The sequence below is a fragment of the Microbacterium sp. M4A5_1d genome (assembly GCF_053345465.1).
The window spans coordinates 260,014-277,070 of record NZ_JBKFAD010000002.1; the positions used below are offsets into that span (position 1 = coordinate 260,014).

General features: G+C 69.5%; 18 protein-coding genes. 12 read left to right on the forward strand and 6 right to left on the reverse strand.

Annotated elements, in window-relative coordinates:
- Positions 1–28 precede the first annotated feature (28 nt).
- Positions 29–1,021: a LacI family DNA-binding transcriptional regulator gene (locus ACLBWJ_RS09405; protein WP_274179144.1), complete on the reverse strand. Its 993-nt coding sequence runs from the start codon at positions 1,019–1,021 to the stop codon at positions 29–31.
- A 192-nt stretch (positions 1,022–1,213) separates the two neighbouring features.
- Between ACLBWJ_RS09405 and ACLBWJ_RS09410 the strand changes: the two genes are divergently transcribed.
- The 8 genes from ACLBWJ_RS09410 (at position 1,214) to ACLBWJ_RS09445 (ending at position 9,308) form a co-directional block, all read left to right on the forward strand.
- The gene (locus tag ACLBWJ_RS09410) at positions 1,214–3,040 is read left to right on the forward strand and encodes a glycoside hydrolase family 2 protein (protein ID WP_274179145.1); all 1,827 of its coding nucleotides are present in this window, start codon (positions 1,214–1,216) and stop codon (positions 3,038–3,040) included.
- Between the two features lie 83 nt (positions 3,041–3,123).
- Positions 3,124–4,434, forward strand: a complete 1,311-nt coding sequence (locus tag ACLBWJ_RS09415) for an ABC transporter substrate-binding protein (protein WP_274179146.1) — start codon at positions 3,124–3,126, stop codon at positions 4,432–4,434.
- Positions 4,435–4,495: 61 nt separating this feature from the next.
- The gene (locus ACLBWJ_RS09420; protein ID WP_274179147.1) at positions 4,496–5,437 is read left to right on the forward strand and encodes a carbohydrate ABC transporter permease; all 942 of its coding nucleotides are present in this window, start codon (positions 4,496–4,498) and stop codon (positions 5,435–5,437) included.
- Complete coding sequence (locus ACLBWJ_RS09425; RefSeq protein ID WP_274179148.1) at positions 5,434–6,357, forward strand: carbohydrate ABC transporter permease; 924 nt, start codon at positions 5,434–5,436, stop codon at positions 6,355–6,357. Before ACLBWJ_RS09420 ends, ACLBWJ_RS09425 begins: the two co-directional genes overlap by 4 nt.
- The gene (locus ACLBWJ_RS09430; protein WP_274179149.1) at positions 6,354–6,977 is read left to right on the forward strand and encodes a hypothetical protein; all 624 of its coding nucleotides are present in this window, start codon (positions 6,354–6,356) and stop codon (positions 6,975–6,977) included. Before ACLBWJ_RS09425 ends, ACLBWJ_RS09430 begins: the two co-directional genes overlap by 4 nt.
- A 27-nt stretch (positions 6,978–7,004) precedes the next feature.
- A complete protein-coding gene (locus tag ACLBWJ_RS09435) occupies positions 7,005–7,799 on the forward strand; it encodes an SDR family NAD(P)-dependent oxidoreductase (RefSeq protein ID WP_447660188.1) in 795 nt (264 codons plus the stop codon).
- Positions 7,796–8,524, forward strand: coding sequence for an SDR family oxidoreductase (locus tag ACLBWJ_RS09440; protein WP_447660189.1), 729 nt, complete (start codon positions 7,796–7,798; stop codon positions 8,522–8,524). Before ACLBWJ_RS09435 ends, ACLBWJ_RS09440 begins: the two co-directional genes overlap by 4 nt.
- A gap of 100 nt (positions 8,525–8,624) precedes the next feature.
- Positions 8,625–9,308, forward strand: a complete 684-nt coding sequence (locus tag ACLBWJ_RS09445) for a helix-turn-helix domain-containing protein (protein ID WP_447660190.1) — start codon at positions 8,625–8,627, stop codon at positions 9,306–9,308.
- On the opposite strand, the gene ACLBWJ_RS09450 is transcribed toward ACLBWJ_RS09445, so the two are convergent.
- The 3 genes from ACLBWJ_RS09450 to ACLBWJ_RS09460 form a co-directional block, all read right to left on the reverse strand.
- The gene (locus tag ACLBWJ_RS09450) at positions 9,284–9,682 is read right to left on the reverse strand and encodes a VOC family protein (protein WP_274179153.1); all 399 of its coding nucleotides are present in this window, start codon (positions 9,680–9,682) and stop codon (positions 9,284–9,286) included. The genes ACLBWJ_RS09445 and ACLBWJ_RS09450 overlap by 25 nt on opposite strands.
- An 86-nt stretch (positions 9,683–9,768) precedes the next feature.
- Complete coding sequence (locus ACLBWJ_RS09455) at positions 9,769–10,992, reverse strand: hypothetical protein (RefSeq protein WP_447660191.1); 1,224 nt, start codon at positions 10,990–10,992, stop codon at positions 9,769–9,771.
- Positions 10,989–11,975 carry a hypothetical protein gene (locus tag ACLBWJ_RS09460; protein ID WP_447660192.1) on the reverse strand — a complete coding sequence of 329 codons (987 nt, stop codon included), beginning with the start codon at positions 11,973–11,975 and terminating at the stop codon, positions 10,989–10,991. The genes ACLBWJ_RS09455 and ACLBWJ_RS09460 overlap by 4 nt, the downstream gene beginning before the upstream one ends.
- Positions 11,976–12,150: 175 nt before the next feature.
- On the opposite strand from ACLBWJ_RS09460, the gene rpsF reads away from it, so the two are divergent.
- From rpsF to rplI, 4 genes are read left to right on the forward strand one after another with little or no spacing between them, the layout of a single operon-like run.
- Entirely contained in the window at positions 12,151–12,507 is a 357-nt protein-coding gene (gene rpsF / locus ACLBWJ_RS09465; RefSeq protein WP_036305492.1) for a 30S ribosomal protein S6, read from the forward strand.
- 5 nt (positions 12,508–12,512) lie between these two features.
- A complete protein-coding gene (locus ACLBWJ_RS09470) occupies positions 12,513–13,043 on the forward strand; it encodes a single-stranded DNA-binding protein (protein ID WP_023953543.1) in 531 nt (176 codons plus the stop codon).
- A gap of 59 nt (positions 13,044–13,102) precedes the next feature.
- Positions 13,103–13,357 (forward strand): 30S ribosomal protein S18, encoded by a 255-nt coding sequence (gene rpsR / locus ACLBWJ_RS09475; RefSeq protein ID WP_023953545.1) that lies wholly within the window; start codon positions 13,103–13,105, stop codon positions 13,355–13,357.
- An 11-nt stretch (positions 13,358–13,368) separates the two neighbouring features.
- The gene (rplI, locus tag ACLBWJ_RS09480) at positions 13,369–13,821 is read left to right on the forward strand and encodes a 50S ribosomal protein L9 (RefSeq protein ID WP_023953547.1); all 453 of its coding nucleotides are present in this window, start codon (positions 13,369–13,371) and stop codon (positions 13,819–13,821) included.
- A gap of 263 nt (positions 13,822–14,084) precedes the next feature.
- Here the strand turns inward: rplI and ACLBWJ_RS09485 are convergent, their stop codons facing one another.
- Together ACLBWJ_RS09485 and ACLBWJ_RS09490 are read right to left on the reverse strand one after the other, a co-directional pair.
- Positions 14,085–15,827 carry a chaplin family protein gene (locus ACLBWJ_RS09485; RefSeq protein WP_274179156.1) on the reverse strand — a complete coding sequence of 581 codons (1,743 nt, stop codon included), beginning with the start codon at positions 15,825–15,827 and terminating at the stop codon, positions 14,085–14,087.
- Positions 15,828–15,907: 80 nt separating this feature from the next.
- A complete protein-coding gene (locus ACLBWJ_RS09490) occupies positions 15,908–16,993 on the reverse strand; it encodes a hypothetical protein (RefSeq protein WP_323986892.1) in 1,086 nt (361 codons plus the stop codon).
- Between the last annotated feature and the right edge of the window lie 64 nt (positions 16,994–17,057).

Genomic DNA, 17,057 nt, shown 5'->3' on the forward strand with positions numbered 1-17,057 from the left:
CCGGCCGAAGTGGGACCTCGGTGGGGGATCAGCGGGTGATGAGGCGGTACGGCACCTGGTGGTGCACGCCGGTCTGCCTCGTCGCGTCGCTCAGGATGTCGAGGATCGACGCCGCCGCCTTCTCGACACCGTGGTCGACGGTCGAGAACGCGGGGATGTGGAAGCGTCCCTCTTCGATGTCGTCGAAGCCCATGACCTGCACGCGGTCCGGCACGGAGATGCCGTGCGTGCCGAGGGTGTACAGCGCGCCGAGGGCGAGGCTGTCGCTGAAGCAGAACAGGGCATCGAAGTCGGTTCCGCTCGCGATGAGACGCGCGACGGCGGTCGATCCTTCGGCGCGGTTGAACTGGTCGACCGAGGCGTAGAGCGCGGGGTCGTCGGCGATCCCGGCCGCGGCTAGCGCTCGCCGGTATCCGTCGAACCGCAGTCGCGAGGTGGCGGTAGGCCCGGATTCCTGAACCCCCACCGCAGCGATGCGCCGCCGACCCTGCTGGATGAGATGCGTGGTGGCGGCCGCAGCCGCTGAGATGTTGTCGATCCCGACGTGGTGCACGGACGGAGTGAGGAGCTCTTCGGCCTGCTCGCCGATCAGCACGAGCGGGGGGCCGTTCGGCCGGTCCCGTACGTCGTCGAGAGTAAGGGCGAGCGGGCTCATCACGATCCCGTCGAGCGCGGGGAAGCCCTCGCCGGCCATCATCGCCAGTTCCGCCGGACGGGCGCCGCCCGTCTGCGCAATGAGAACGGTCAGCGAGCGGGTCTGCGCGCTGGTGACGAACTGCGAGGCGAATTCGGCGAAGTAGGGCTCGCGCAGGTCGGGGAGCACGAGCGCGATCAGTCCGCTGCGACCGTTGCGCAGCTGTCGCGCAGCGAGATTGGGCCGGTACCCCAGCTCATCGATCGCCTCGAGAATGCGTCGCCGCATCTCGTCTCCGACCCATCCCGTCCCGTTCACGACGTTGGAGACGGATTTCGCGCTCACGCCGACGCGGGCGGCGACGTCGGCGAGTGTGACGCGGGTCATGGGGCTCCTGTCGAGCGGGTCTCGGGGTTCGATGTTGACTCTAGTTCAGCGTGGAACTATCGTGTAGTTCAACGTGGAACGGAAAGCGGTTTCCATGTTCGCCTGCGGGCGGGACAGACGACGAGGTCGGCATCGAAGCCGACAGAGGGAGCCATTGCAGTGGAGCAGGATGCCGGTCGAGAGCCCGACGCGATGCGTGCTAGCGCGCTGGAACCGGCGCGGCCGCGCCCGCAGCTCGTGCGGGACTCGTTCCTTCTCCTCGACGGCGAATGGGGGTTCGCCTACGACGACGACGATCGCGGTGTCGCCGCACGGTGGTTCGACGGTCGCGAGCTGGGCGGCAGCATCCTCGTGCCGTTCCCGCCGGAGTCGCCGGCCTCGGGCATCGGCGAGACGGGGTTCCACCCGATCGTCTGGTACCGCCGGACGCTGACCGACGCGGATCTCGCCGCCGCCGGACATGGGTCGGAGAAGCGCGCGATCGTGCGCTTCGGTGCCGTCGACTACCGGGCCACCGTCTGGGTGGACGGGCATATGGTCGGCAGCCACGAGGGCGGCCACACCCCGTTCGCCGTCGACATCACCGACGCGCTCGACGGTGAAGCTCGCGAGCATGTCATCGTCGTGCGCGCCGAGGACGACCCGCACGACCTCGCGCAGCCTCGGGGGAAGCAGGACTGGGAGGAACAGCCCCACTCGATCTGGTACCACCGCACGACGGGGATCTGGCAGTCGGTGTGGCTCGAGTCCATCGCGCCGCAGCACATCACCGCGCTCAACTGGACCAGCGACCTCACCGACGGCACGGTGACCCTCGAGCTCCGACTGAGCCGGCCCGGCCGCGCACGCGCGAGCATCCGGATCGCGCACGAGGGGCGGGAGCTCGCCGCTGCGACGATGCGCACGAGCGGCACGCGAGCGACGTTGACGATCGCCCTGGACGGGCAGCGAAACGGTCAGAACTACGAACGTCTGCTCTGGAGCCCCGACCGGCCCACGCTGCTCGACGCCTGGATCGAACTGACGGATGACGATGGCCGAACGGATGCCGTTGCGAGCTACCTCGGTCTGCGCAGCGTCTCATGGAGCGACGGCGCGCTGCTGCTCAACGACCGGCCGGTGACGCTGCGGTCGGTTCTCAGCCAGGGGTACTGGCCCGAGTCCCACCTCGCGGCCCCCTCGCCCGACGCGCTGCGACGCGAGGCCGAATTGATCGCCGAACTCGGCTTCAACTCGGTGCGCGTGCACCAGAAAGTCGAGGACGACCGGTTCCTGTATTGGGCGGATCGGCTCGGGCTCCTGGTGTGGGGCGAGATGGCCGCGACGTACACCTTCGACGAGCGAGCCGTGCAGCGCACGGCCGCGGAGTGGACCGAAGCCGTGCTTCGCGACCGGGCGCATCCCAGCATCATCACGTGGGTGCCGCTCAACGAGAGCTGGGGCGTGCAGCACATCGCCTCGCGCTCGGATCAGCGGGCCTTCGCGGAAGCGCTGTTCCACCTGACCAAAGCCCTCGACCCCACCCGGCCGGTCATCTCCAACGACGGATGGGAGCTCGGCACCTCCGACCTGTGGACCCTGCACGACTACGAGGCCGACGGCGATGTCCTCGCCCGGCGCTACGACGTCGACGCGGTCGAGCTGCGCACGCTCGTCTCCGGAATCGGCCCCGCCGGTCGCCGCGTGCGTCTGCCCGGAACGGCGGACGACGGACAGCCGGTCATGCTCACCGAGTTCGGCGGCGTGAAGTGGGCGGCCGATGCGAGCCCCGACGACTCCTGGGGCTACTCCGAGGCGCGCGGCGCCGAGGAGTACGGCCGGATGGTCGCGGCGATCCTCCGGGCCGTGCAGTCGGGCACGAGAGGCTTCCGCGGGCGACCCGACGGGCTCGCCGGCTGGTGCTGGACGCAGCTCACCGACACCATGCAGGAGCGGAACGGCCTGCTCACCGAAGGCCGGGAACCCAAGCTGCCCATCGAGACCATCCGGTCTCTCGTCCGAGGAACCGGCACCGACTGAACCTCCGCCGGTTCTCGGCCGGCCACCGCCACCGCCATCGACACCGACACCCCGGGCTCATGCCCGCTCAATGAGGAGAAACCATGATGAAGAGACTGCCCGCATCGCTCGCCCTCGTCGGAGCCGCAGCACTTCTGCTCGCGGGTTGCGGCGCTGGAGGAGGATCCGATGCCGCTCCCGAGGAGATCACGTTCGACGAGGACACATCGGCCAAGATCAGCTTCTCGTGGTGGGGAAACGAAGACCGCGCCGCTCGCTTCGAAGAGGTCGTGGCGCTCTTCAATCAGCAGTACCCGAACGTCGAGGTGGTGCGGAATTTCAACGCCTGGGGCGACTACTGGACCGCCCGCAACACCGAAGCGGCGGGGAAGTCGCTTCCCGACGTGGTGATGATGGATGCCGGCTACCTCGGCGAATACGCCAGCAAGGGTCTGCTCGCCGATCTCTCGCCCTACCGCGACTCACTGCTGCCGCTCGACGGCGTCGACGACCAGGTGCTCGGATCTGGAACGGTCGATGACGAGCTCGTTGGCGTTCCGCTGGGCACGAACGCCTGGTCGATGATGTACAACAAGGACATCCTCGACTCGTTCGGTATCGACTATCCGACCGACGACATGACCTGGGACGAGTTCAACGACTTCGTCCTCGAGGTCAACGCGGCCGGGGCGTCATCCGAACCCCGGATCTACGGGGCGGAGGACTACACGGGCGGCCTTCCGAACTTCATCTACCACCTCATGCAGGACGGCAGTCCGGTCTTCGAGGAGAACGGTGCGCCCGCGTTCGACGAGAACGATGTGATCGAGTACCTCGACGGTGCCGCCGATCTCCGCGAGGACGGCGACTTCTACCCTGTCGAGCGCAGCGTCGCCCTTTCGCCCAGCGGGGGCTTCCTCGCCGGTGAGACGGCGATCTGGTTCAACTTCTCGACGACGGTGCTGCAGGGCATGACGGATGCCGGCACCGAGAACATCGGCATGGTGCAGCCGCCGCTCGAGAAGGGCCAGGACGAGCACGTGCTCGCACCCAAGCCGAGCATGCTCCTGAGCGTGGCGAAGAACTCCGACCAGCAGCAGGCCGCTGCCGCCTTCGTGAACTTCCTCACCACCTCGCCCGAGGTCGCGAAGATCTTCGGCACCTCGCTCGGCACCCCGCCCACGGAGGCCGGACGCGAAGCGATCGATCAGACCGCAGCCGACACCGTCAACCTCGACTACCTCGCGTCCATCGACGATGAGCTGACCGCGAGCTACCCGATCCTGCCCGCGGGCTACGGCACCATCGAGGCCAAATGGGGCGAGCTGCACGAGCAGCTGCGGTACGGCGATCTGACGACGAAGCAGTTCGCTCAGGAGTTGTTCTCCGAGATCTCCCTGGTGCTGGGCTCCTGATCGCTCCGCACGACCCTGCCGCACGGCCGAGCCGCCGGACCGCAGGAGAAAGGAACATCCCATGACTGCTCCTGCAGCCGTCGTCCCGGTTCGTGCGCGCTCGACCGTGCGGGCCCGGCGCGAGACGCGTGCCGGCTACCTCTTCCTGAGCCCGTGGCTCATCGGGTTCTTCGCCCTGACCGCAGGTCCGATGGTCGCTTCGCTGGTGCTGTCGTTCACCGACTACAACCTGTTCAACGATCCCGAGTTCATCGGCGTGGACAACTACACGCGCATGTTCGCCGACCCCAACTTCCTGCAGGCGGTCAAAGTCACCGGCATCTATGTCCTGGTCGGAACGCCGTTGAAGCTCGCTGCGGCGCTCGGGGTCGCGTTGCTGCTGAACGCGCCACGGCGGGGCCAAGGGTTCTACCGGTCCGCGTTCTACCTGCCCTCGTTGATCGGCGGCAGCGTCTCGATCGCGATCGTGTGGAAGGCGATGTTCATCGACGACGGCATCGTCGCGCAGATCGGCTCGTTCTTCGGGGGGCCGCCGGCCTCGGAGGGCGGATGGGTGGGAGACCCGGCGCGCACGCTGCCGCTGCTCATCCTGTTGACCGTGTGGCAGTTCGGAGCACCGATGGTGATCTTCCTCGCGGGACTGAAGCAGGTGCCGCCGGAGCTGTACGAGGCGGCATCCGTCGACGGCGCGGGTCCGGTGCGACGGTTCCTCTCGATCACGATCCCGATGCTGTCGCCGGTGCTGTTCTTCAACCTGCTGCTCGAGACGATCCACGCCTTTCAGGTGTTCAACTCGGCCTACATCATCTCCAACGGCAGCGGCGGACCCGCAGGTTCGACGCTTTTCTACACGCTCTACCTCTATCTGCGCGGATTCCGTGACTTCCAGATGGGTTACGCCTCGGCGATGGCCTGGGTGCTGGTGGTCGCCGTCGGCTTGGTCACGCTCATGCTGTTCCGCACATCGCGGGCGTGGGTTCACTATGCGGGGGACGAACGATGACCAACACGATCACTCAGACGGAGCTCATCACGACCGACCCGTCGTCGCGGCGACGCGGTCGCGGCGACGCGGGAGGGCGGCGTTGGGGCACGCGGGGGAGCGCGGTGGTCTTCCACCTGCTCGCGATCGCCGTGCTCGTCGTCATCCTCTACCCGGCGGCGTGGATGGTGATGTCGTCGTTCAAGCCGGGCAACGAGATCATCGGCTCGGTGAGTCTCGTGCCGGAGACCTTCTCGCTCGACAACTACGCCACGGCGTTCGCCGGGATCGGGGGAGTCTCGTTCTGGACGTTCGTCGTGAACTCGCTCATCCTCGCGGTCGCCTCGGTCGTCGGGGTGGTGCTCTCCTGTTCAGTCACGGCGTACGCGTTCGCCCGCATCCGTTTCCGCGGCAGCAAGGTGTTCTTCCTGTGCATGATCGCGACGATGCTCCTGCCGTTCCACGTCGTGATCATTCCGCAGTACATCGTGTTCAACCAGCTCGACATGATCAACACCTACTGGCCGCTGCTGCTGGGGAAGTTCCTCGCGGCCGACGCCTTCTTCGTGTTCCTCATGATCCAGTTCATCCGCGGTCTGCCCCGCGATCTGGACGAGGCCGCGCGCATTGACGGCGCCGGCCATGCGCGCACCTTCACCGCCGTCATCCTGCCCCTCATGCGACCCGCGCTCGTCACGAGCTCGATCTTCGCGTTCATCTGGTCGTGGAACGACTTCTTCGGGCCGCTGCTGTACCTGAAGGATCCGGGCATGTACACGATGCCGCTGGCTCTGCGCCTCTACGTCGACCAGACGTCGACCAGCGACTACGGCGCGCAGATGGCCATGGCGATCCTCGCCCTGGTGCCGGTGGTCCTCTTCTTCCTCGCCTTCCAGCGATACCTGGTGGCGGGCGTCGCGACGGAGGGGCTCAAGGGATGACCTCGGCGCGCAAGGCGGACGGATCGCCCGAGAGCCGCGCGGTCTTCGGCGGCTCGGGCGTCGCCGGGTTCGGCGAGATGTTCGTGGTCGGCATCGGGGTCGCTCTGCTTTCGCTGCCGCTCGTGACACTCGCCCCGGCGTTCGGTGCGGGGGTGCGGCACTTCCGCGCGCACCTCGACGACGAGCCCGACTCGATCGGTCTTCTCGCCACCCGGGGGCTCCAGGCGGTGCGTTCGGGCTGGTGGTTCGGCACGGCCAGCGTCGTGGTCATCGCGCTCCTCGTCCTGAACGCGATCGGGGCGGCCCAGGGGGTGCTTCCCGGCGGGGCGGTCTTCGCGATCATCAGCGGCGGCCTGGCGGTGGTCGTGGCCGTCGCGATGCTGCGGACCGCGGCGCTCTGGACGCCGGGCGCACGGTGGATCGACCTCTGGCGAGAGGGACGCGCGGTCGTGATCGACGACCCGATCGGAACGTCGCTGGTGCTGGTCGGGCTCGGGGTGAGCGCGACCGTCGTGTGGATGCTGCCGCCGCTCATCGTGATCGCGCCCGGGCTCGTCGTCGTGTCGCTCGTCGCTGCCGAACGCCGCCGCGCTGCGACATCATCGAGGAGGGCCGCGTAGGTGCGGCTCCGATCGGAGGAGAGCACGATGCAGTGGGATCTCGACGGCAAGGTCGTCGTCGTCACCGGAGCGGGCCGCGGCATCGGCCGCGCCATCGCCGAGACGTTCATGCGAGAGCGCGCCATCGTCGTCGCGACGGACATCGCCGAAGATGCGGTGGCTTGGGCCGACGACGCACGCCGCGACGCGGAACTCGACGGCGCCTCGCTGGCGTGCGACGTGCGTTCGTCCGCTTCGGTGCAGCAGGCCGTGGATGCCGCGCTGAGCCGGTTCGGACGCATCGACGTGCTGGTCAACAACGCCGGCATCCTGGGCGACGGTCTCATCGAGAACGCCGATGCCGAGACCTGGAATCGCGTCTTCGACGTCAACGTCACCGGCACCTTCCGCACCTGCCAGGCGGTCATCCCCGCGATGAAGCGGCAGGGTGGAGGCCGCATCGTCAACGCGGCCTCGTTCGCGGCCATCATCCCCAGCGTCGGCGGTGCGGCCTATGCGGCGTCCAAGGCCGCTGTCGTCCAGTTCACCAGAACACTCGCGGGAGAACTGGGTCCCTGGGGGATCACCGCGAACGCGTACGCTCCGGGGATGATCCCCACCGACATGAACGGCTTCGCCGACAAGCCGCACGATGAGCAGCGTCGCCTGCTCGACACGCTCACGCTACGGCGGTGGGGTGACCCGCGCGAAGTGGCGGACGCTGTCTGCCTCCTCGCGAGCGATGCCTCGCGCTACGTCACGGGCACGTTGCTCGATGTGAGCGGCGGCAAGTTCGCGACCCAGTTCCCGCAGCGGGCGTACGAGATGGCCGGCCGAGAATGACCGCGGCCGAGGCACGCGTCACGTGGATCACCGGCGCCGGCAGCGGAATGGGCCGGGCTGCCGCGCTGGCCCTGGCCCCCGACCGGCGTCTCGCGCTCAGCGGACGGCGTCAGGACGTGCTCGCGCAGACGGCGCGCGATGTGGCGGACGCGGGCGGAGAGGCCCTCGTGCTGCCGTTCGACGCCCGTGACGCAGGTGCGGTGAGCACGGCGCGCGACGAACTCCTCGGCCGCTGGGGGCGTATCGACGAGCTCGTCCTTGCCGCGGGCCTGAACTCGCCACGGCGGACGTGGGCGACGCAGTCGGTCGACGAGGTCGACCAGGTCATCGGTACGAACCTCCACGGGGTCATCCACGTGCTCGACGCAGCTTTGCCGGCGCTCCGTGCCTCCGGCTCGGCCTGTGTGGTCGTGGTGTCGTCGATCGCGGCCTGGCGCTTCTCGCCCGTCGCCGGTGTCGCGTACAGCGCCAGCAAGCGCGCGCTCGCGGCTGTCTGCGAGACCCTGAACGCGCAGGAGTCCGCCGCCGGCATCCGGGTGTGCCACCTGTGCCCGGGCGACGTCGACACGGAGTTCCTGAGCCTGCGTCCCGAGGTGCCCGACGACGAAGCCCGCAAGCGGATGCTGACTCCCGACGACATCGGCCGCACGGTGCGCTTCGTGGTCGATGCGCCCCCGCACGTGCGCATCGACGAGCTGGTGATCAGCCCGGTCACGCGCGGTTGAGGGTGCGCGGCTGAGCCGAGGTCCCAGTTCGGCCGGGTATCCAGGGCGGATTCCCGGCTGAAGTGGGACTTCGAGCGACTCGAGGCGCGAGACTGAGCCCATGTACTCGGAGGTGCGGTTGTCGGGCGCGGCGACGCTGTGGCGTTCGGACCACAGCGCCGGGCATGCCGTCATCCCCGCGGACGGATGCGTCGACCTCATCCTCCGCGACGGCCGGGTCGACGTCGCGGGACCCTCGACACGCTGGCTCGAGACCGCGCCCGACGGCGCGGATGGGTCGACTGGTCTCCGGCTGGCGCCGGGCCACGCCGCCGGTGTGCTGCGGATCGACGTCGCCACGGTCGCAGATCAGCTCGTCCCGCTCCAAGATCTCGCCACCGCGGGGCAGGCGCGCCATCTGCGCGAGACGATGCTGCGAGCGGCGAGTCGGTTGAGGCGACAGGACGCGGTCTCGCGGATCGCCGCTCTCGGCGACGAGATCGCGCCCTGGATCGACGGCGCTCGCCGCTTCGCCTTCCATGCCGTCCCGGCCCGGGATGCCGCCGCGTCGCTCGGGATGTCGGAACGCACGTTCCGCCGGCGGATGCTTGCGACTTTCGGCTACGGCTACGGCACCCTGGTGCGCCTCGAGCGGGCCCGCCGCGCACAACGGATGCTGCGGTCCGGCTCATCGATCGCGGATGCTGCCGCCGCGGCCGGCTTCGCCGACCAGCCGCACCTCTCACGCGAGTTCCAGCGCCTGGTCGGTCGCAGCCCCGCTCAGTTCGCGCTCAGCACGGCGTAGAGGTCGACGGAGTTTCCGTCGGGATCGAGCAGGGTCGCGTAGCGCTGGCCCCAGACGGCATCCCACGGCGCCACGTGCCCAGCGAATCCAGAGGTGATCATCGTCGCGTACGCTGCGTCGACCTCGGCTGGCGTGCCCTTATCGAAGGCGAGCGCGATGCGGTGACCGCCCGACGCGGGCGTGTAGGCCGGATCGAACGAGCGGATCGTGTCGATGGTGTCCCACGCCAGCGCCGTTCCGTCGTCGAGCGTGGCGTCGACGTGAGGGCGGTCGTCCTGGCCCGCATCGATGTGAACGCCGAGGGCTCGATAGAAGGCCAGGGACGCCGCCATGTCCTTGGTCACGATTCCGATGAATCCGAGTGCGAGTGTCATGGGCCTCACCGTAGGGCCGGCCGGGCAGCCTCGTCGTGAACAAAACGGCCACCCTGTGCTCAGCCTGTTCGCGTCACGCCGGCCGGTCAGCGCATGGCGGCGAAGAGTCCGCCGATGAAGGCGATGACCGGACCGATGGCGCCGACCGTGACGATCAGCAACACCACGACCACCGCCATCCACGGGACGCTCTTCTTCAAGCGCTGGCCGGGCGCGGCGACACCGGGCGGCGGGCGCAGCAGTCCCGGCGGCGGCGTGACGGGCAGTGCGGATGCGGCGCCGGCGGCCGCACCCGGTCCCGCCGTAGCCGGCCCCGCGGGACCGGGTTGCGCCGGTACGGCCGGCACCGCCCCCACACCGGACGCCGCGGGCGGCGCGAGCCGGTCGTCGCGCCAGCGCTCCCATTGCGCGAACTTGTCGATCATGGCGCCGACCGCACCGAACAGCCACGACCAGGTCGCGGGGTCGAGCGTCGAGAAGTCGCGCTTTCCGTAGAAGAAGAGCCAGTCGTCGACGATCTCGACATCCAGTGCCGCGGCGTTGTCGACGAAGCGCGCCATGATGTCGGGCGTGAAGAGGTACAGTGCGTCGCGCTCGTATCCGCGCGGGCAGTAGAGGCGGAAGTACCGGTCGAAGTCGCCCTCGAGGCTCAGGTGCTGGTCGCGGTCGAACGCGACGGGGAGGTTCGAGCCGAACAGTCCGTTGTTGCCGAGGGCGTCGAGCACGATGTGCGGCAGCGGCGTCGACAGGTGCACCGCGACGTAGCCCCACGTGTGCGTCTGCTGATTCTTGCCCGACCCGGTCGTGTAACGGTAGTTCGCGAACTCGACGAAGCGCGGCTGGTCGCCGCGGACGAGATTGGATGCCATCCGCCCCGACCCCTGCGAGAAGATCATCCCCGGCAGCGGGGGCTGGGGTCGCTGCGGCTCGAAGCTCATGCCGTTGGCCCGCGCGAACCGGTCGAGCCGGTACCAGACCGCGGCTTGCGCAGCGCGCTGCCGGCGGACGAAGAACGGGATGAGCGCCGCGAGGGCGATGATGATGACGAGGGGGATGACGGGCGCCAGCGAGACCACCGCACCGGAACCCGACTGCGTCCCGACGGCGAACACCAGGCCGCCGATGATGGCGGACAGGACGCCGCCGAACACGAGCACCACGAAGACGATGACGACGATGGCGATGATCACACCGGCGGTGCCCGACCCGCCGGGGAGCCGGCCGCTGTCGGCGAGCTGCTTGCGGAACGCGCGCGCGGTGGCGGGCGACACCGGCTCGAGGAGGGGTCGGGGATCGAACGGAACGCTCATCGATTGACCTCGTCTGCGCCCCAGGACAGGGATGCGTCGGCCGGAAGGGGCAGGGCTTCGAGCTCAGGGGACCGGCAGATCGCGTTCACGAGCTCCCGCGAGCCGCCGACGATCGTCGAGTCGAAGTCGACTTCCGAGACCATGACCCAGGCGCGGTCCGCGGGCCAGAGCAGGCTCGGGCTCTGCGACGTCGGCACGGCTCCCATCGCCTCGGCGGCGAGGTCGCGCCACGGCATCCGCAGCTCCCAGTCGTCGTCGGCGAACTCGTCGACAGCGCCGCGGAACAGGACGAAAGCCCGCTCCGGCAGCCTCAGCCGTGGTCCTTCCGAAATCCCGCGCGACAGGATGCCCTCCTGCCAGGTGGGCTTGCGGAAGACGCTGTTGAAGCGGTCGCCGATCGACGACCCGAGCATGCGGTTGTGGCGGGCGAGGGTCGCGTCGTCGGGGTCGCCGGGCTGGAAGACCGTGCGCGACGGCGCGCGTCCGAGGTGCCCGAGCAGGCCGCCCCGGCCTTCCCAGAGGCCCGCGGTCACGTCATCCGCTGTCGACGTGTGCCCGATCAGCTCGCGCGCGAGAATCGCCATACGGTGCGGGTCGAGCTCGCCCTGCGCGGGCGCGACGAACCAACGGCCGTCGGGGGACGCCGTCTGGTTCGAGCCGAACTCGGGCGAGCGCACGAGCGAGTCCCACTGCGCCAGCGGATGCAGCGTCGTCCCGAAGGCGGCGGCGGTCTCGGCCCACGTGGCGGGATCGGTGACGAGGTCTGCCGTCACCTGCTGCGACTGCTGCCACGGCATCTCGACCCACGCGTCGAACGGGGGGAGGCGTTCGCCGCTCTCGCGTGACTGGACGGATGCCGGATGCAGGATGCGCGCGTACGCCTCGAAGCCCCGCGGCACGACGTCGTGGAACGTCCCCCGCCACGGATCGTCGACGCGTTCGCGCAGCCATTCGCCGGTCGAGACGTCCGCGGTCCACTCCATGCGCCCACGCTACCGGTGACCGGTCGGCGGGATCACGCGCGATCAGGTAAGCTGTTGTGGTTGTCCGACCTCGGTCGGGCACGTGCTACACACCCTCCTGCTTCCGGGAAACGCCCGGGAGCCGTTCTAGTCCGAAGGAGGTGGGTCAGTGACGCACACGTACCAGTACGAGCTCATGGTGATTCTCCAGCCCGAGATCGATGAGCGTCAGGTTGCTCCCAACCTTGACAAGTTCCTCAAGGTCATCACGAATGACGGCGGAACCATCGAGAACATCGACATCTGGGGCCGTCGCCGCCTGGCGTACGAGATCCAGAAGAAGAACGAGGGCATCTACGCCGTCGTCAACTTCACCGCGACGAGCGAGACCACGCAGGAGCTCGACCGCCAGCTGAAGCTGAGCGAGTCGATCATGCGCACCAAGGTCCTGCGCGCCGAGGAGGCCATCGCACAGGTCGCCGCCGAGAAGGCGCGCTCCGAGGCGAAGGCCGCTCGCAAGGCTGCCGCCCCCGCTAAGGCTGCGAAGGCGTAAGGCTCATGGCCGGCGAGACCGTCATCACCGTCGTGGGCAACCTCACGGCAGACCCCGAGCTGCGTTACACGCAGAACGGCCTGCCGGTGGCGAACTTCACGATCGCCTCGACTCCTCGCACCTTCGACCGTCAGGCGAACGAGTGGAAGGACGGCGAAGCGCTGTTCCTCCGCGCGTCCGTGTGGCGTGACTTCGCCGAGCACGTGGCGGGTTCGCTGACCAAGGGCATGCGGGTCGTCGCGACCGGCCGCCTGCGTCAGCGCTCCTACCAGGACCGTGAGGGCCAGAACCGCACCGCGATCGAGCTGGAGGTCGACGAGATCGGCCCCTCGCTGCGCTACGCGACCGCACAGGTCACGCGCGCCGCATCCGGCTCCGGTGGTGGTGGCGGCGGAAGCTTCGGCGGCGGTCAGCAGTCGCGCCCGCAGCAGCAGGTGCAGGAGGAGCCGTGGGCGACCCCGGGTTCTTCGGCTCCCGACGCGTGGAGCGCACCGGGTACCAGCGGCGCCTCCTACGGCGACGACACCCCGTTCTGAATCGGATTCCGGGTGCTGCGTGCAGCGGCATCCGATCATCACTCTCGTAAGGAAAAACAATGGCTGGAAAGGCAACCGGCGACCGCCGCAAGCCGCGGAAGGGCGCGAAGAACGCGGCCCCCGCGAAGGCGATCCGCGTCGGCGTCATCGACTACAAGGACGTTTCGACGCTCCGCAAGTTCATCTCGGAGCGTGGGAAGATCCGCGCCCGTCGTATCACCGGTGTCTCGGTGCAGGAGCAGCGTCTGATCGCCAAGGCGATCAAGAACGCGCGCGAAATGGCGCTCCTGCCTTACGCCGGCGCTGGCCGGTAAGGAGCACCGACATGGCAAAGCTGATTCTCACGAACGAGGTCGCCGGGCTCGGAAGCGCCGGTGACGTCATCGAGGTCAAGAACGGGTACGCCCGCAACTACCTCATCCCCCAGGGCTTCGCTGTGGCCTGGACCCGCGGTGGCGAGAAGCAGGTGGCGTCGATTCGCGCCGCTCGCGACGCCCGCGCGATCCACGACCACGAAGAGGCCGTGGCTCTCAAGAACAACCTCGAGTCGAACAAGGTCAAGCTGTCGGTCAAGGCCGGCGCCGAAGGCCGTCTGTTCGGTGCGGTCAAGCCCGCCGACGTGGCTGACGCCGTCAAGACCGCTGGTCTGGGCGACCTCGACAAGCGCAAGATCCACATCACCTCGCCGATCAAGGCCGTGGGCGAGCACGAGGCGACCATTCGCCTGCGTGACGACCTCACCGCCGTGATCACCCTGCAGGTGGTCGCCGCCAAGTAATCCCTGGCGCACCGTACGGATGCCGCGGACCTTCGGGTTCGCGGCATCCGTCGTTTTCGGGCGCGTGCCGCGGGCCGGGATGCAAGGTTTCCGGGCCGACACCCCGCGAGCGGATGCCGAGCCCCGGGGTGTCGGTGCAGATCCCTTGCATCCCGGTGCGGTGGCGTGCGCGTCGGCGAGGTGCCCCGCGGGCAGGCCGGAGCGGATGCCGCAGGCCGAGGGCCCGCGGCATCCGCTTTGTCCGAGACTGACTCCTGTCGGGATCAGACCGTGGCGCGACGGCGCAGAGCGACGAGGACGAGCCCCATCAGCGTCAGCGCCAGGGCGCCGATGCCGAGAGCCACCGGGGTCTCACCGCCCGTCTTGGCGAGCATCAGCGGGCGAGCCGACGCTGCCGAAGCCGACGTGCCGACCACAGCGGTGTCCGTCATGCTCGACGTGGTCGGAACCGCGGGGGCTTCGCCGTTGCCATCCGTGCCGGGCGTGGTGCCGGGGTCGGTTCCGGGGTCGGTTCCCGGGTCGGTTCCGGGGTCCGTGCCGGGGTCGGTTCCGGGGTCCGTGCCGGGGTCGGTGCCCGGGTCAGTGCCGGGGTCGGTGCCGGGGTCGGTTCCCGGGCCGGCCGGGGTGACGACCTCGGTGGTCGAGTCGCCGATCACCGAGATCGCGTTTCCGGTCAGCGAGATCGGGGCAGTGATCGGGAGCACCAGCTGGGTGCCGCCGAGGATGCTGTCCGAGCCGCTGGTCGACGCGCTGGGCGCGGTGCCCGTCGTGCCGCCGTTGCTGCCGGTGGTGGCGTCTCCGATGACGGAGATGGCGGTGCCGGTCAGGTCGATCGGTGCCGTCACGGGTGCGACGACCTGGGTGCCGCCGAGGATTCCGTCGGTGCCGTCGGTGGTGGCCTCGGGCGTGGTGCCCGTGGTGCCGCCGCCGTTGCCAGCGGTGTTGCTGCCGGTGGTGGTGTCGGTGGTGGCGTCTCCGATGACGGAGATGGCGGTGCCGGTGAGGTCGATCGGTGCCGTCACGGGTGCGACGACCTGGGTGCCGCCGAGGATGCCGTCGGTGCCGTCGGTGGTTGCCTCGGGCGTGGTGCCCGTGGTGCCGCCGCCGTTGCCAGCGGTGTTGTTGCCGGTGGTGGTGTCGGTGGTGGCGTCTCCGATGACGGAGATGGCGGTGCCGGTGAGGTCGATCGGTGCCGTGACCGGTGCGAGCACCTGGGTGCCGCCGAGGACGCTGTCCGAGCCGCCGGTCGACGCGTCAGCCGTCGAACCGCCGTTGCCAGCGCCGTTGCCGCTGGTGGTGGTGTCGCTGGTGGCGTCTCCGATGACGGAGACGGCGGTGCCGCTGACCTCGATCGGTGCCGTCACCGGGGCCACGACCTGGGTGCCGCCGAGGATGCCGTCGGTGCCGTCGGTGGTTGCCTCGGGCGCGGTGCCCGTCGTGCCGCCGTTGCTGCCGGTGGTGGTGTCGCTGGTGGCGTCTCCGATGACCGAGACGGCGGTGCCGCTGACCTCGATCGGTGCCGTCACCGGGGCCACGACCTGGGTGCCGGAGGCGACGCCATCCGACCCGTCCGTTTCGGCAGCGGGTGCGGGAGCGGGCTGCGCCGGAGCGGGAGCCGACTCGGCGGGTGCGCTGCCGCTGTCCGTCGACGACGTGCCGTCGCCGACGACGGCGACGGAGGTGCCCTCGACCGTCACGGGCACGGAAACGCTGATGAGCGCCTGCGACCCCGAGCCGACGCCGTCCGAGCCGCTCGTCGAGCCGCTGGGCGCCGGTGCCGATTCCGGTGCACTCGAGCCTGACGTCGAGCTGTCCGCATCACCGAGGACGGCGACCGATGTTCCGCTGACCGTGATCGGGGCGTCGACGGAGACGATTCCTTGGGTGCCCGAGAGCAGCCCGTCCTCTCCCGTGGTGTCGGCCGCGTGGGCGACCGATGCGCCGAGGATCGTGATCCCCCCGGCGACGAGCGTGCCCCAGATGGCACGCGAGACGATGGTGTTCATGATTGTTCTCTCCTTGAGAATGACGAATGGATGGCGCTGCGCGCCGATGGTCGTGCCGCTCGAGCGCGGCCGGCCGTTCGTCAGTCAGGAGAGACGTCGGTGGGGTAGACGGGCGAGATCGGGCCCGTCGAGTTCGTGAGGCGTCCGCGGCGTCCGGGGAGCAGGAACGCTGCTCCGGCGAATGCGAACAGGGCTGCGGCGATACCGCCTCCGGCAGCGGCGGCGCCGGCCGAGGCCGCGCCCGGAGCGCTGACGGCGAGGCCACCCGACGCCGGTGCGCCCAGAGCGAGCGCATGACCCGCGACGGCGGGTGCCGCGCTGGCCGCCGCGGCGAACAGTTCGGATGAGGGCGCGAGAACCTCGGCCGACGTCGCCAGGACGCCGAAAATGCCGAATGGGCCGTCGGTCGACGTGGACGTAGCCAGGTCGCGTGCCAGACCGAGGGCGACGGCGGAAAGCGCGTCCAGCGGCGAGCTGGTGGCGATTCCGGGCTCCGGCGTCTCGCCGGGAAGCAGGGGGACGAACGGCTGCGAGCCGCCGGGTACAACGGCATCCGTGATCGGGACGATGACGGGAGTCAGCGCGTCCGTGACGGGCGCGAGGGCATCGGTCACCGGAGCGAGCACCGCCACGACGGGTGCCAGGGCGCCGTCGAGGATGCCGAGCACGGGAGTCACGGGGGCGCCGACGGCATCGGTCACCGGAGACAGTGAGCCGACGATCGGTGCGACGACAGGCGCGAGGTTCTCCGTGACGGGCGCCGCGACATCCGAAACGGGCTCGACCACGTCTGCGACCGGCTGCACAGCCGGTGCGACGACGTTCTGCGCGACGGGCTCGACCACCTCGCGGACGACCGGTTCGACGACCGGCGCGACGGCGGGAGGGGCCGACTGCACGACGGGGGCGACAGCCTGCACGACGGGATCTGCGACGCGGGCCACAGGCTGGACGACAGTGTCGAGCACCGGAGCGACGACGTCTTCGACGGCACGGTCGACCGGGTCGGTGACGGCGGAGACGATGCCCTGCAGGGGCCCAGTCTCTTCGTCGGCCGCGTAGCTCGCGGGCGCGAGTGCGAGGGAGAGCGCCGTCCAGGCGAAGGCGAGACCGACGCCGGTGCCGAGGATCGGCACCCAGCGAGGCGCACGGCGGTGCTGGGCCATGACGAGCGATCACCTCCCCCGAGAGCGTCGGCATCGTTCGCACGGGAGACCCCGTGCCGTCGGG